Origin of the sequence: Streptomyces sp. MA5143a (assembly GCF_900290235.1) — a bacterium.
Lineage (GTDB): Bacteria > Actinomycetota > Actinomycetes > Streptomycetales > Streptomycetaceae > Streptomyces.
Map to the genome: position 1 here is coordinate 102,435 of NZ_OLMK01000018.1, position 15,064 is coordinate 117,498.

The 15,064-nt window shown below is 71.2% G+C and carries 12 protein-coding genes; all 12 read right to left on the reverse strand.

All coding sequences use genetic code 11. The annotated features are described in order from the left end of the window. Position 1 precedes the first annotated feature (1 nt). Positions 2-2,152, reverse strand: a complete 2,151-nt coding sequence (locus SMA5143A_RS09445; protein WP_107462446.1) for a primosomal protein N' — start codon at positions 2,150-2,152, stop codon at positions 2-4. A gap of 143 nt (positions 2,153-2,295) precedes the next feature. After that, on the reverse strand, positions 2,296-3,504 hold the full coding sequence (metK, locus tag SMA5143A_RS09450) for a methionine adenosyltransferase (RefSeq protein WP_055711458.1): 1,209 nt from the start codon (positions 3,502-3,504) through the stop codon (positions 2,296-2,298). Between the two features lie 240 nt (positions 3,505-3,744). After that, complete coding sequence (gene coaBC, locus SMA5143A_RS09455) at positions 3,745-4,947, reverse strand: bifunctional phosphopantothenoylcysteine decarboxylase/phosphopantothenate--cysteine ligase CoaBC (protein WP_107462447.1); 1,203 nt, start codon at positions 4,945-4,947, stop codon at positions 3,745-3,747. Between the two features lie 178 nt (positions 4,948-5,125). Next, positions 5,126-5,395: a DNA-directed RNA polymerase subunit omega gene (gene rpoZ / locus SMA5143A_RS09460; RefSeq protein ID WP_055521902.1), complete on the reverse strand. Its 270-nt coding sequence runs from the start codon at positions 5,393-5,395 to the stop codon at positions 5,126-5,128. 51 nt (positions 5,396-5,446) lie between these two features. Further along, positions 5,447-6,040: a guanylate kinase gene (gene gmk, locus SMA5143A_RS09465; RefSeq protein ID WP_055521903.1), complete on the reverse strand. Its 594-nt coding sequence runs from the start codon at positions 6,038-6,040 to the stop codon at positions 5,447-5,449. A gap of 58 nt (positions 6,041-6,098) precedes the next feature. Next, positions 6,099-6,422 (reverse strand): integration host factor, encoded by a 324-nt coding sequence (locus tag SMA5143A_RS09470; protein ID WP_003977346.1) that lies wholly within the window; start codon positions 6,420-6,422, stop codon positions 6,099-6,101. 299 nt (positions 6,423-6,721) lie between these two features. Beyond that, complete coding sequence (pyrF, locus tag SMA5143A_RS09475; protein ID WP_107462448.1) at positions 6,722-7,570, reverse strand: orotidine-5'-phosphate decarboxylase; 849 nt, start codon at positions 7,568-7,570, stop codon at positions 6,722-6,724. Next, positions 7,567-8,676, reverse strand: coding sequence for a quinone-dependent dihydroorotate dehydrogenase (locus tag SMA5143A_RS09480; protein ID WP_107462449.1), 1,110 nt, complete (start codon positions 8,674-8,676; stop codon positions 7,567-7,569). The genes pyrF and SMA5143A_RS09480 overlap by 4 nt, the downstream gene beginning before the upstream one ends. A gap of 95 nt (positions 8,677-8,771) precedes the next feature. Beyond that, positions 8,772-12,080, reverse strand: coding sequence for a carbamoyl-phosphate synthase large subunit (gene carB, locus SMA5143A_RS09485; protein ID WP_107462450.1), 3,309 nt, complete (start codon positions 12,078-12,080; stop codon positions 8,772-8,774). Then, the gene (gene carA / locus SMA5143A_RS09490) at positions 12,073-13,215 is read right to left on the reverse strand and encodes a glutamine-hydrolyzing carbamoyl-phosphate synthase small subunit (protein WP_107462451.1); all 1,143 of its coding nucleotides are present in this window, start codon (positions 13,213-13,215) and stop codon (positions 12,073-12,075) included. The genes carB and carA overlap by 8 nt, the downstream gene beginning before the upstream one ends. Next, positions 13,212-13,778: a PH-like domain-containing protein gene (locus tag SMA5143A_RS09495; protein ID WP_107462452.1), complete on the reverse strand. Its 567-nt coding sequence runs from the start codon at positions 13,776-13,778 to the stop codon at positions 13,212-13,214. The genes carA and SMA5143A_RS09495 overlap by 4 nt, the downstream gene beginning before the upstream one ends. Next, entirely contained in the window at positions 13,775-15,061 is a 1,287-nt protein-coding gene (locus tag SMA5143A_RS09500) for a dihydroorotase (protein WP_107462453.1), read from the reverse strand. Before SMA5143A_RS09500 ends, SMA5143A_RS09495 begins: the two co-directional genes overlap by 4 nt. Positions 15,062-15,064: the final 3 nt, after the last annotated feature.

Consider the following 15,064-nt stretch of genomic DNA (forward strand, 5'->3'; position numbering starts at 1 on the left):
CTCACCCGATGTCGAGGGGATCCACCCGGATCCGCACCCCCTCGCCGCCCCCACGCGCCATCCGCGCGGCCTGCGCGGTCTTCAGCGCGGCGGCCAGCGCCGCACCGCTCCCCGGCGGCACCCGGATCAACGCCCGCTCCCACGCCTCCCCCGGCGGCGGTGCCCCCACCCGCCGGGCCCGCCCGGTCTCCACGACGGGCAACGGCACGGGCCCCAACACCTCCGCGTCCGGGGGCAGTTCCACGCCGCCCAGGAAGTCGGCCACCGCCTGGGCCGTACCCGACACGGCCGCCATCCGGGACACCGGCGGAAACCCCAGCTCGGCACGGTCAGCGAGCTCCCGCACCGCGTGCCCCACCGGATCCCACCGTACGAGCGCCTGCACGGGCCGCAGCGTCGGTTCGGCGACCACGACGACCGTGCCGCCCGCCCCCTGGTTCCGCACGAGCGCGGCCGCCCCGATCCACCGGCGCAGCGCCTCCTCCCCGGCCCGCAGATCCGGGCGCCCGAGCATGGCCCAGCCGTCGAGCAGCAGAGCGGCCGCGTACCCGCCCTCGGCGACCGGTTCGGCGCCGGGTGTACTCACGACCAGCGCGGGCGTCCCCGGCACGGTGTCGAGCACGTGTTCCCGCCCGGAGGTCCGCACCGGCACGGCGGGAAAAGCCCGCCCCAACTCCTCGGCGGTACGCCGCGCCCCCACGACCTGGGCCCTGAGCCGGCGGCTCCCGCACTCCGGGCAGCGCCAGCCCTCCTCCTCACGCCCGCACCATCCGCACACCAAGGCACCGGCACCCTCCCGCGCCTCCAACGGCCCCGCGCAGTGCCGGCACCGGGCGGGCTCCCGGCACTGCGCACAGGCCATCCTCGGCACATATCCACGCCGGGGCACCTGGACGAGGACGGGCCCGTCCCGCAGCCCGTCCCGGGCGACCTGCCAGGCGAGGCTGGGCAGACGCGCGGCCCGGGCCGCCTCGTCGCGCGCCAAGTCCCCGTCCCCGACGGTCCGCACCAGCGGCGCGACGGCCCGCACCTGCTCCCTGGTGGCGACGATCGGCGCGGCCCACCCGCTCTCGACGAGCTGGGCGGCCTCCACGGTGCAGCTCCAACTCCCCAGCAGGAAAGCGCCCTTGTCCCGAGTCGCCCGCAGCTCCAGCACCTCCCGCACATGCGGGAAGGGGGCGTTGTCATCGCTGTGGCCGGCGTCGCCGTCGTCCCAGACGACGACCAGTCCCAGGTTCCGCACGGGGGCGAACATGGCGGCCCGGGTCCCGACGACGGCCCGTACCGCTCCCCGCCGCACCGCCAGCCACTCCCGGTACCGCCGCTCCTGCCCCGCGTCGGCGGTCAGCAGCGCGTGCTGCCCCTCCCCCAGCAGCTCCCGGAGAGCCTCGTCGACCCGCGCGGCGGGCCGCCCCGCCGGTACGACGACGAGCGCGCCCCGCCCGGAGGCCAGGGCCGCCTGGACGGCCCGCCCGATCTCCTCCGCCCAGTCGGGACCCGGCAGGGCGGTCCACACGGCACGCGGCGAACGACCGGCGGCCAGCGCCCGCAGAAACTCCGGGCCCCGCGCGTACCTCGCCCAGGACCCCGGTTCCGGAGCGGCCGGAGCGGGCGGCGGCGCACCCGCCTCGGCCGCCTCGGCCCGACCGTGGCGCGGCGGCACGGCCAGCTGAAGCACATCCGCGAGGCTCCCGGCGTACCGGTCCGCCACCGCCCGTGCGAGCCCCAGCAGCTCCGGGCTCAGCACCGGCTCCGGCGACACCACCTGGGCGAGCGCGGCCAAGGGCCCCGCGTAGTCCGACTCGGCGACCCGCTCGACGAGGAACCCGTCGATCAGCGAGCCGCCCTCCCGCCGCCCCTCCCGGACATTGCGCCCCCCGGCCCCGAAACGCACCCGCACCCGCACCCCCGGCTGCGCGACGGCGTCCAGTTCCTCGGGCACGGCGTAGTCGAAGTACCGGTCGAGATGCAGCACCCCTTTGTCGACCAGCACCCGGGCAACCGGCAGCTCCTTCGCCAGGGCGGCCCCCCGCCACGTCCGCGGCTTGGCCCGCGGCGCCCTGGCCTTCTTCACGGCCTCCCGAATGAGCGCGAGCTGCTCCGGCCCCGCACCCCCCGCGTCACCACCACGCGTCCCGTCCTCGCTGCTCACGCCGGTATTCTCCCAAACCCCACTGACAACCGAGGGCGCCCGCCGGTCCGGGATCGGCGGGCGCCCTCGGCCCGGTGACAACGCCGAGGCCCGGCGCCCCCAAGGGGACGCCGGGCCTCGGAACGAACCGCGGGTTCCGCGTGCTACAGACCCGCCGCCTCGCGGAGGGCGTCGACGCGGTCCGTGCGCTCCCACGTGAAGTCGGGGAGCTCACGGCCGAAGTGGCCGTACGCGGCGGTCTGGCCGTAGATCGGGCGGAGCAGGTCGAGGTCGCGGATGATCGCGGCGGGGCGGAGGTCGAAGACCTCGTCGATCGCCTTCTCGATCTTGTCCGTGTCGATCTTGGCGGTGCCGAAGGTCTCGACGAAGAGACCGACGGGCTCGGCCTTGCCGATGGCGTAGGCGACCTGGACCTCGCAGCGGGAGGCGAGGCCCGCGGCGACCACGTTCTTGGCGACCCAGCGCATCGCGTACGCGGCGGAGCGGTCGACCTTGGACGGGTCCTTGCCGGAGAAGGCGCCGCCGCCGTGACGGGCCATGCCGCCGTACGTGTCGATGATGATCTTGCGGCCGGTGAGGCCGGCGTCGCCCATGGGGCCGCCGATCTCGAAGCGGCCGGTCGGGTTGACCAGGAGGCGGTAGCCCTCGGTGTCCAGCTTGATGCCGTCGTCGAGGAGGGCCTTCAGCTCCGGCTCCACCACGAACTCGCGGATGTCCGGGGCGAGCAGCGACTCCAGGTCGATGTCGCTGGCGTGCTGCGAGGAGACGACGACCGTGTCGAGGCGGACCGCCTTGTCACCGTCGTACTCGATGGTGACCTGGGTCTTGCCGTCGGGACGCAGGTACGGGATGGTGCCGTTCTTGCGGACCTCGGACAGGCGCTTGGACAGACGGTGCGCCAGGAAGATCGGCAGCGGCATCAGCGTCGGCGTCTCGTCCGTCGCGTAGCCGAACATCAGGCCCTGGTCGCCGGCGCCCTGGCGGTCCAGCTCGTCCTCGTCGCCCTCGACCCGGTTCTCGTACGCCGTGTCGACACCCTGCGCGATGTCCGGGGACTGCGAGCCGATCGACACCGACACACCACAGGACGCGCCGTCGAAGCCCTTCTTCGACGAGTCGTAGCCGATGGCCAGGATCGTGTCGCGGACGAGCTGGGCGATCGGCGCGTAGGCCTTGGTCGTGACCTCGCCGGCCACGTGCACCAGGCCGGTCGTGATGAGCGTCTCCACCGCGACACGGGACGTGGGGTCCTCGCGCAGCAGTGCATCGAGAATGGCATCGCTGATCTGGTCAGCGATCTTGTCGGGGTGACCCTCGGTCACGGACTCCGAGGTGAACAGGCGACGGGACACAACGCTCCCTGTGGTTGCAGCGGCTGCTGGCTGATCATTGGCGGACGGGACGGGGGCTGCGCCCGGCGTCGTCCTTGAACAGTTTATCGGTCGGTCTCGACCACCGGCCCACCCGTCTCGCCTCTCGGGAGCTCTGTGACCTGCGGCACGTGCATTCTGCCCAATGGCCGTCGCTGTCCGCCAGGGTCGCCACACCCCTAAGTTGCGGACTGTTCACGGTCCGTGGCGCGAATGGAGCAGTCAGCCCAGTCGGCGCACGACCAGATCCCACACCGTGTCGGCCAGGGCTTCCTTCGGACCGTGGGGTACGGCCGTCTCGCTCCCGTCGGCTCCCAGCACCACGGCCTCGTTCTCCTCGGAGCCGAAGGTCTTGCGTTCCCCCACCTCGTTCACCACGAGGAGGTCGCAGCCCTTGCGCGCCAGTTTGGCCCGGCCGTTGGCGAGGACGTCGTCGGTCTCCGCGGCGAAACCGACGACCAGTTGCTCCGGACGGGGGCGGTCGGCCGCTATCTCGGCGAGGATGTCCGGATTACGAACCAGGACGATCGGCTCGGGGTCCTGGCCGTCCTTCTTCTTGATCTTGCCGGTGGCGTAGGTCTCCGGGCGGAAGTCCGCCACGGCGGCCGCCATCACCACCACGTCCGCGTCCGGCGCCGCCTTGAGCACCGCCTCGCGCAGCTGGACCGCCGTGCCGACGCGGACGACGTCCACGCCCGCCGGGTCCGGCAACCCCGTGTTCGCCTCGATCAGTGTGACCCGGGCGCCTCGGGCCGCGGCCGTGCGGGCGAGGGCGTACCCCTGCTTGCCCGACGAGCGGTTGCCGAGGAAGCGGACGGGGTCGAGGGGCTCCCGGGTGCCGCCGGCGCTGACCACGACGTGCCGTCCGGCGAGGTCCGGCCCGGCGGTGCCGCGGGCGAGCACCCGACGGCAGACCTCGAAGATCTCGGCGGGGTCGGGCAGCCGGCCCTTGCCGGTGTCGACGCCGGTCAGCCGGCCCACGGCCGGGTCGATGACGAGGGCGCCGCGGCGGCGCAGCGTCGCCACGTTCTCCTGGGTGGCGGGGTGCTCCCACATCTCGGTGTGCATCGCGGGGGCGAACACGACGGGGCAGCGGGCGGTGAGCAGGGTGTTGGTCAGCAGGTCGTCGGCGAGGCCGTGGGCGGCCTTGGCGAGCATGTCGGCCGTCGCCGGGGCCACGACGACGAGATCGGCCTCCTGGCCGATGCGGACGTGGGGCACCTCGTGGACGCCGTCCCAGACCTCGGTGGAGACCGGGTTGCCGGAGAGCGCGGACCAGGTGGCGGCACCGACGAAGTGCAGCGCGGAGTCGGTCGGCACGACCCGCACGTCATGCCCGGACTCGGTCAGCCGGCGCAGCAGCTCGCACGCCTTGTAGGCGGCGATGCCACCACTGACCCCCAGAACGACCTTCGGCTTGCCCACCGGGCCTCCCCGCACTCGAACCCGAACCCGAACCTGACAGACGTACACCGCGGCGCGGGAGCGCGTCGGCGTACGCATCCATCACACACCACAGGCCCGACAGTCGCGCTGCCGGGCCTGTGGAAAAACCTACCGCGGTCCGCGGATATGACTATCCGAGGAAACCGTCGTGTGCTGCTTACGCGGGGCCGTCGATGGCCTCGGACGTCAGCAGACCCGCGTTGATCTCGCGCAGGGCGATCGAGAGCGGCTTCTCGTGGACGTGCGTGTCGACGAGGGGACCGACGTACTCGAGGAGACCCTCGCCGAGCTGCGAGTAGTACGCGTTGATCTGGCGGGCACGCTTGGCCGCGTAGATCACGAGGCTGTACTTCGAGTCCGTGGCCTCGAGGAGCTCGTCGATCGGCGGGTTGATGATGCCCTCGGGCGCGGAGATGGAAGAGGACACGCTCTACCTTCCGATGGATGGGAAAGATTCAGTGTGCATCGTCAGTGACGATCACACAACGTCCATCAAGGCTAGCAGCTCGCGGGCCACGTCCTCGACGGAGGTGTTGACCAGGGTGACGTCGAACTCCGGCTCGGCCGCCAGTTCGACCTTGGCCGCGTCCAGGCGGCGTTCGATCACCTCGGGCGGTTCGGTGCCCCGGCCGGTGAGCCGGCGGACCAGCTCGTCCCAGGAGGGCGGAGCCAGGAACACCAGCTGGGCGTCGGGCATGGTCTCTCGGACCTGCCGGGCGCCCTGGAGGTCGATCTCCAGCAGGACGGGCTCGCCGCGCTCCAGGCGTTCGAGCACGGCGCCCCGTGGGGTGCCGTAGCGGTTTCCGGCGAACTCGGCCCACTCCAGCAGCTCGCCGTTGGCGATCAGCTTGTCCATCTCGTCGTCGGTGACGAAGAAGTAGTGGACGCCGTCCTTCTCGCCGGGGCGGGGCTTACGGGTCGTCGCCGACACCGAGAGCCAGACCTCGGGGTGTGCCTTGCGCATATGGGCGACGACCGTGCTCTTGCCGACCCCCGAGGGGCCGGAGAGCACGGTCAGCCGCGGACGTACGTCCGGGGGCTCGGGGGTCGTCCCCCGGAATGTTGCAGCCATGCAGCGATTATTCCAGCAATCCCGGAGTGCCCGGGACTTCCTGTCCGGAGTACCCGGATCAGGAACCGGTGCTGCCGAACTCACGCTCCAGGGATGCGATCTGGTTGGAGCCGAGGCCGCGTACACGACGGCTCTCGGAGATGCCGAGTCGCTCCATGATCTGCTTGGCGCGGACCTTGCCCACGCCGGGCAGCGACTCAAGGAGGGCGGAGACCTTCATCTTGCCGATGACGTCGTTCTCCTGGCCCTGCTTGATGACCTCGTGCAGGGAGGCGCCGGAGTGCTTGAGTCGATTCTTGACCTCGGCCCGCTCCCGGCGAGCCGCGGCGGCCTTTTCGAGCGCGGCTGCGCGCTGTTCAGGGGTAAGGGGCGGAAGAGCCACGCCTACGTCACCTCGGATGTCGAACTGTCGGATACGGACCGGTGAGGAACCTAGTCGCCCCACACCTGGGGAGTACGGGCAACACGCCTGCCCGTTCTCCCCCTACTGCCTGGAGGGCGTGGGAGGTGCCCTCACTCGTCGGAGACTAGCGGCCAACTCCGCCAGAGTCAGCGAGAACAGCGGAAAAGTCCTGGTCAGCCTCCCTGGAGTCGGACATAAGCCGCATAATGCCCCGGATTTGAGGATGTATTCAGACTCAAGCCGTCCGGTAAGCGCCGCCGGAGCACTCATCGGAGGTCTCAGGCGGCCTCCACGGCGCCCCTGATCTCGTCCGCGAAACGATCCGAGGCGTCACGCAGCGCGACGACATCGGGGCCGTGACGAAGAACACCCCGGCTGACATTGGGCACCACATGGCGCACGGCCGCCCCGAAGACCGCCGGGAGATCGGACGGGGTGGCCCCCTGCGCCCCGATGCCGGGCGCGAGGAGAGGTCCGTTGATCTGAAGGTCGTACGAGGAGAGGTCGCCGAGCGTGGCGCCGACGACGGCACCGAAGGATCCCAGGGGCTCCTCCCCCGCGTTCTCGGCGGCAAGGTGCGCCAGCATCGTCGCCCCGACGTCCCGTCCGGCGGCGTCCTCCGTGCGCAGGGCGTGCTGCACCTCGCCGCCCTCGGGGTTGGAGGTCAGCGCCAGCACGAACAGCCCGGCGCCGTTCTCCCGCGCGAGGTCCACAGCCGGCTTCAGGGAGCCGTAGCCGAGGTACGGCGAGACCGTCAGCGCGTCCGAGAACAGGGGCGCGTCCTTGTGCAGGAAGGTCTCGGCGTACGCGGCCATGGTGGAGCCGATGTCGCCGCGCTTGGCGTCCATGACCACCAGCGCGCCGGCCGCCCGCGCCTCCTCGACGGACTTCTCCAGGACGGCGATGCCGCGCGAGCCGAAGCGCTCGAAGAACGCGCTCTGCGGCTTGAGGACCGCCACCCGGCCCGCCAGTGCCTCGACGACGGTCCGGCTGAAGCGCTCCAGGCCCGCGATGTCGTCGTTCAGGCCCCAGGCGGTGAGCAGGGCGGAGTGCGGGTCGATCCCGACGCACAGCGGGCCGCGTTCGTCCATGGCGTGGCGCAGTCGCGCGCCGAAGGGCTCGGTCATGCCGTCTTCTTCCTCACGTCGGCGCCGACCGCGTCGGCGAGGGTGGCGTACGGGCTGGTGCGCAGCCGGGCGGCGAGGCCCTTGTGGACGGCGCGCGCCCAGAAGGGGCCCTCGTAGACGAAGGCGCTGTAGCCCTGGACGAGGGTGGCGCCGGCGAGGATGCGCTGCCAGGCGTCCTCGGCGTTCTCGATGCCGCCGACGCCCACCAGGGTGATCCGGTCGCCCACGCGCGCGTAGAGGCGGCGCAGGACCGCGAGGGAGCGGGCCTTCAGCGGGGCGCCGGAGAGTCCCCCGGTCTCCTTCACGAGGGAGGGCTCGGAGATCAGGCCGAGTCCCTCGCGCGCGATGGTGGTGTTGGTGGCGATGATCCCGTCCAGGCCCAGCTCCACGGCGAGGTCGGCGACGGCGTCGATGTCCTCGTCGGCGAGGTCGGGGGCGATCTTCACCAGCAGCGGCACCCGGCGGGTGCGCACCGTGCGGTCGGCGGCCTCGCGGACGGCGGTCAGCAGGGGCCGCAGCGCCTCGGTGGCCTGGAGGTTGCGCAGACCGGGCGTGTTGGGCGAGGAGACGTTGACGACCAGGTAGTCGGCGTACGGGGCGAGGCGCTCGGTGGACTTCACGTAGTCCGCGGCGGCCTCCTCCTCGGGGACGACCTTGGTCTTGCCGATGTTGACGCCCACGACCGTCCTGAAGACGGGGTTGCGGGAGGCCAGTCGGGCGGCGACGGCCAGTGAGCCCTCGTTGTTGAAGCCCATGCGGTTGATCAGTGCCCGGTCGCCGACCAGGCGGAACAGCCGCTTCTTGGGGTTGCCGGGCTGCGCCTCGCCCGTGACGGTGCCGATCTCGACGTGGTCGAAGCCCAGCATCGACATCCCGTCGACGGCGACGGCGTTCTTGTCGAAGCCGGCGGCCAGCCCGAACGGGCCGTGCATCCGCAGCCCGAACGCCTCCGTGCGCAGTTCCTCGTAGCGGGGCGCGAGCGCGGCCGCGACGTAGGTGCGCAGCACGGGGACGCGTGCGGCGAGGCGGATCCAGCGGAAGGCCAGGTAGTGGGCCTCCTCGGGGTCCATCCGGGTGAAAACCAGACGGAAGAACAGCTTGTACATCTCGAAGTCCTCGGGTCCTCATGAGGGCTCACGGCCTCATGACAGGTGTCCTCATGAAGAGGGGGACACCGTTTCCGGTGTCCCCCTCAGGGCTGCTAGTCGCGGGCCGCGATCAGGTGTTCGGCGTGTTCCTGGAGTGAGCGCACCCCGACGTCACCGTGGTTGAGCGCGTCGATGCCCTGGACGGCCGCGGCGAGCGCCTGGACCGTCGTCAGGCACGGCACGGAGCGGGCCACGGCGGCCGTACGGATGTCGTAGCCGTCGAGGCGGCCACCGGTGCCGTACGGGGTGTTGACGATGAGGTCGACCTCGCCGTCGTGGATGAGCTGGACGATGGTCTTCTCGCCGTTCGGGCCGGTGCCCTCGGACTGCTTGCGCACCACGGTGGCGTTGATGCCGTTGCGCCTCAGCACCTCGGCCGTGCCGGACGTGGCGAGCAGTTCGAAGCCGTGGGCGACCAGTTCGCGGGCGGGGAAGATCATCGAGCGCTTGTCCCGGTTGGCGACCGAGATGAACGCGCGGCCCTTGGTGGGCAGCGGGCCGTACGCGCCGGCCTGCGACTTGGCGTACGCCGTGCCGAAGACCGAGTCGATGCCCATGACCTCGCCGGTGGAGCGCATCTCCGGGCCGAGGACCGTGTCGACGCCGCGCCCGTGGATGTCGCGGAAGCGCGACCACGGCATGACGGCCTCCTTGACGGAGATCGGCGCGTCCAGCGGGAGCTCGCCGCCGTCGCCGTTCTTCGGCAGCAGGCCCTCCTCGCGCAGCTCGGCGATGGTCGCGCCCAGCGAGATCCGGGCGGCGGCCTTGGCGAGCGGCACCGCGGTCGCCTTCGAGGTGAAGGGGACCGTGCGGGAGGCGCGCGGGTTGGCCTCCAGGACGTAGAGGATGTCGCCGGCCATCGCGAACTGGATGTTGATCAGTCCGCGGACGCCGACGCCCTTGGCGATGGCCTCGGTGGAGGCGCGCAGGCGCTTGATGTCGAAGCCGCCGAGGGTGATCGGGGGCAGGGCGCACGCCGAGTCGCCGGAGTGGATGCCGGCCTCCTCGATGTGCTCCATGACGCCGCCGAGGTACAGCTCCTCGCCGTCGTAGAGGGCGTCGACGTCGATCTCGATCGCGTCGTCGAGGAACCGGTCGACGAGTACGGGCCTGGAGGGGCTGATCTCGGTCGACTCGGCGATGTACGCCTCCAGGCGCGCCTCGTCGTAGACGATCTCCATGCCGCGTCCGCCGAGGACGTAGGACGGCCGGACGAGGACGGGGTAGCCGATCTCGTCGGCGATGGCCTTGGCGCCGGCGAAGGTGGTCGCCGTGCCGTGCTTCGGGGCCGGGAGGCCGGCGTCGGCGAGGACCTGGCCGAAGGCTCCGCGGTCCTCTGCGGCGTGGATGGCCTCCGGGGAGGTGCCCACGACCGGTACGCCGTTGTCCTTGAGCGCCTGCGACAGTCCCAGCGGGGTCTGGCCGCCGAGCTGGACGACGACGCCCGCGATCGGGCCGGCCAGCGACTCGGCGTGCACGATCTCCAGCACGTCTTCCAGCGTCAGCGGCTCGAAGTACAGGCGGTCGGAGGTGTCGTAGTCGGTGGAGACGGTCTCCGGGTTGCAGTTGACCATCACCGTCTCGTAGCCCGCGTCGCTGAGCGCGAAGGAGGCGTGGACGCAGGAGTAGTCGAACTCGATGCCCTGGCCGATGCGGTTCGGGCCGGAGCCCAGGATGATGACGGCCGGCTTCTCGCGGGGCGCGACCTCGCTCTCCTCGTCGTAGGAGGAGTAGAAGTACGGGGTCCGCGCCGCGAACTCGGCGGCGCAGGTGTCGACCGTCTTGTACACCGGGCGTACGCCCAGCGCGTGCCGGACCTCGCGCACGACGTCCTCGCGCAGCCCGCGGATCTCGCCGATCTGCTGGTCGGAGAAGCCGTGCCGCTTGGCCTCGGCGAGCAGGTCGGGGTCGAGCTTGTCGGCGGCGGCCAGCTCGTCCGCGATCTCCTTGATGAGGAAGAGCTGGTCGACGAACCAGGGGTCGATCTTCGTGGACTCGAAGACCTCCTCCTGGGTGGCGCCGGCGCGGATGGCCTGCATGACGGTGTTGATCCGACCGTCGGTCGGCCGGACCGCCTCGCGCAGCAGCTCCGCCTTGTCGCCGGGCTCCCCGACGAAGGTGAACTGGCTGCCCTTCTTCTCCAGCGAGCGCAGGGCCTTCTGGAGGGCCTCGGTGAAGTTGCGGCCGATCGCCATGGCCTCGCCGACCGACTTCATGGTCGTGGTGAGCGAGGAGTCGGCGGAGGGGAACTTCTCGAAGGCGAAACGCGGGGCCTTCACGACGACGTAGTCGAGCGTCGGCTCGAAGGAGGCCGGGGTCTGCTCGGTGATGTCGTTGGGGATCTCGTCCAGCGTGTAACCGACGGCGAGCTTCGCGGCGATCTTGGCGATCGGGAAGCCGGTCGCCTTGGAGGCGAGGGCGGACGAGCGCGAGACACGGGGGTTCATCTCGATGACGATGACCCGGCCGTCCTCGGGGTTCACCGCGAACTGGATGTTGCAGCCGCCGGTGTCGACGCCGACCTCGCGGATGATCGCGATGCCGACGTCACGCAGCACCTGGTACTCGCGGTCGGTGAGCGTCATCGCGGGCGCGACGGTGATGGAGTCACCGGTGTGCACGCCCATGGGGTCGAAGTTCTCGATGGAGCAGACGACCACGACGTTGTCGTGCTTGTCGCGCATCAGCTCCAGCTCGTACTCCTTCCAGCCGAGGATGGACTCCTCCAGGAGCACCTCGGTGGTCGGCGACAGGGTGAGGCCCTGGCCTGCGATGCGGCGCAGCTCCTCCTCGTCGTGCGCGAAGCCGGAGCCCGCGCCGCCCATGGTGAAGGAGGGGCGGACGACGACGGGGTAGCCGCCGAGGGTGTCGACGCCCTTGAGGACGTCGTCCATGGAGTGGCAGATGACCGAGCGGGCGGACTCGCCGTGGCCGATCTTGGTGTTGACCGCCTCGACGACCAGCTTGAACTGGTCGCGGTCCTCGCCCTTGTGGATCGCCTCGACCTTGGCGCCGATCAGCTCGACGCCGTACTTCTCCAGGACGCCGTTGTCGTGGAGCGAGATGGCGGTGTTGAGCGCGGTCTGGCCGCCCAGGGTCGGGAGCAGCGCGTCGGGGCGCTCCTTGGCGATGATCTTCTCGACGAACTCGGGGGTGATCGGCTCGACGTAGGTGGCGTCGGCGATCTCCGGGTCGGTCATGATCGTCGCCGGGTTGGAGTTCACCAGGACGACGCGCAGGCCCTCGGCCTTGAGGACGCGGCACGCCTGCGTGCCGGAGTAGTCGAACTCGGCGGCCTGGCCGATGACGATCGGGCCGGAGCCGATGACCAGGACGGACTGGATATCGGTGCGCTTAGGCACGCTGGCCCTCCATCAGGGATACGAAGCGGTCGAACAGGTAGGCGGCGTCGTGCGGGCCGGCTGCCGCTTCGGGGTGGTACTGGACGCTGAAAGCCGGGCGGTCGAGGAGCTGGAGCCCCTCCACCACGTTGTCGTTGAGGCACACGTGGGAGACCTCGGCGCGGCCGTAGGGGGTCTCGGAGACCTTGTCGAGCGGGGCGTCGACGGCGAAGCCGTGGTTGTGCGCGGTGACCTCGACCTTGCCGGTCGTACGGTCCTGCACCGGCTGGTTGATGCCGCGGTGGCCGTACTTCAGCTTGTAGGTGCCGAAGCCGAGGGCACGGCCGAGGATCTGGTTGCCGAAGCAGATGCCGAACAGCGGGGTGCCTCGCTCCAGGACCTCCCGCATCACGGAGACCGGGTGGTCGGCGGTGGCCGGGTCGCCGGGGCCGTTGGAGAAGAACACGCCGTCGGGGTTCACGGCGTACACCTCGTCGGCGCTCGCCGTGGCGGGCAGCACGTGCACCTCGATGCCGCGCTCGGCCATGCGGTGCGGGGTCATGCCCTTGATGCCGAGGTCGACGGCGGCGACGGTGAACTTCTTCTCACCGATCGCGGGGACGACGTACGCCTCCTTGGTGGCGACCTCCGCGGAGAGGTCGGCGCCCTTCATCTCGGGGGCCTGGCGGACCTCGGCAAGCATGGTGCCCTCGTCGGGCAGGGCGTTGCCGGAGAAGATGCCGACGCGCATGGCGCCGCGTTCGCGCAGATGGCGGGTGAGGGCGCGGGTGTCGACGCCGCTGATGCCGACGACGCCCTGCTGGGAGAGCTCCTCGTCGAGGGTGCGCCGGGAGCGCCAGTTGGAGGGCACGCGCGCGGGGTCGCGTACGACGTAGCCCGCGACCCAGATCCGCTGCGACTCGGGGTCCTCGTCGTTGACACCGGTGTTGCCGACGTGCGGGGCGGTCATCACGACGACCTGGCGGTGGTACGACGGGTCGGTGAGGGTCTCCTGGTAGCCGGTCATACCGGTGGAGAACACGGCCTCGCCGAAGGTCACCCCCACGGCCCCGTAGGCGCGGCCGCGGAACATCCGGCCGTCCTCCAGGACGAGTACCGCGGGAACCTTGGTGGCTCCCCTAGTGGAGGTCGTCATCGTGCGCCTTCCGTTTCCGTCTTCTTGATCATCTGGTTCAGGGTCTCGACCCACTCGTTGTGCTCGGCCGCGTGGTCGGAGCGGAACCCGGAGTCGAGGAGCTTGTCGCCGTGTGCCCAGGTGACGACGAGCAGTCCGCCCTCGGTGAGGACCTTGCCGGCGATGCCCTTGTCGAGCCGGGCCTCGCGCAGCGCCTCGCGCGGGACGAAGAAGTCCGTCGCTCCGGGCCGTACGACGTCCAGGCCCGCGTCCGTCAGGGTGAGCTCGACCCTGCTGCGAGTGCCCAGGCCGTGCGCCACGATGCGGTCGAGCCACTGCCCGGCGGTGGTGGAGCCGTGGTAGCGGCCGCTCATCGTCAGTCTGGCCTCACCGGGCTCCTCCGGCACGGCGGGCAGCTCCGGCAGGTCGCTCTGGAGCGTGCCGCGCCACTTCCAGCCCTCGCGCATCAGCCAGTAGACGAGGGCGACGAAGAGGGCGAGTCCGACGACCCAGCCGATGCGTCCGGCCCAGTTGGTGACCTCGGCCGATTCCTTCTGGGCGGCCAGCAGAATTACAGGTGTCACGTGAGCTTCCCGTCGACGAGCGTGGCCTTGCCCCGCAGCCACGTGTGCGTGACACGGCCCGGCAGCTCGCGGCCCTCGTACGGGGTGTTGCGGCTGCGCGAGGCGAAGCCCGCGGGGTCCACCGCACCACGGTATGCCGTGTCGACGAGCGTGAGGTTGGCGGGCTCACCTGCCGAGACGGGACGGCCGTGACCGGCGGCCCGCCCGATCCGCGCCGGCGTGAACGACATGCGGTCCGCGACGCCCGCCCAGTCGAGCAGCCCGGTCTCGACCATCGTCTCCTGGACCACCGACAGGGCGGTCTCCAGGCCGACCATGCCCATGGCGGCCGCGGCCCACTCGCAGTCCTTGTCCTCGTGCGGGTGGGGGGCGTGGTCGGTGGCGACGATGTCGATCGTGCCGTCGGCGAGCGCCTCCCGCAGGGCCAGCACGTCGCGCTCGGTGCGCAGCGGCGGGTTGACCTTGTAGACCGGGTTGTACGAGCGCACCAGCTCGTCGGTGAGGAGCAGGTGGTGCGGGGTGACCTCGGCGGTGACGTCGATGCCGCGGGACTTGGCCCAGCGGACGATCTCGACGGAACCGGCGGTCGACAGGTGGCAGATGTGGACGCGGGACCCGACGTGCTCGGCGAGCAGGACGTCGCGGGCGATGATCGACTCCTCGGCCACCGCGGGCCAGCCGCCGAGCCCCAGTTCGGCGGAGACGACGCCCTCGTTCATCTGGGCGCCCTCGGTGAGCCGCGGCTCCTGGGCGTGCTGGGCGACGACCCCGCCGAAGGCCTTCACGTACTCCAGGGCGCGGCGCATGATCACCGCGTCGTGCACGCACTTGCCGTCGTCGGAGAAGACGGTGACGCCGGCGGCCGACTCGTGCATGGCGCCCAGCTCGGCGAGCTTCTGGCCTTCGAGGCCGACGGTGACGGCTCCGACGGGCTGGACGTCGCAGTAGCCGTGCTCCTGGCCGAGCCGGTAGACCTGCTCGACCACACCGGCGGTGTCGGCGACCGGGAAGGTGTTGGCCATGGCGAACACGGCGGTGTAGCCGCCGGAGGCCGCCGCGCGGGTGCCGGTGAGGACCGTCTCGGAGTCCTCGCGGCCGGGCTCGCGCAGATGGGTGTGCAGGTCGACCAGGCCCGGCAGGAGGATCTTGCCGCCGGCCTCGACGACCTCGGCGCCCTCGGCGGACAGTCCGGTGCCCACCTCGGCGATGGTCTCGCCGTCGATCAGCACGTCCTGCGGCTCGCCGCCGAGCACCTTCGCACCACGGATCAGGATCTTGCTCATCTG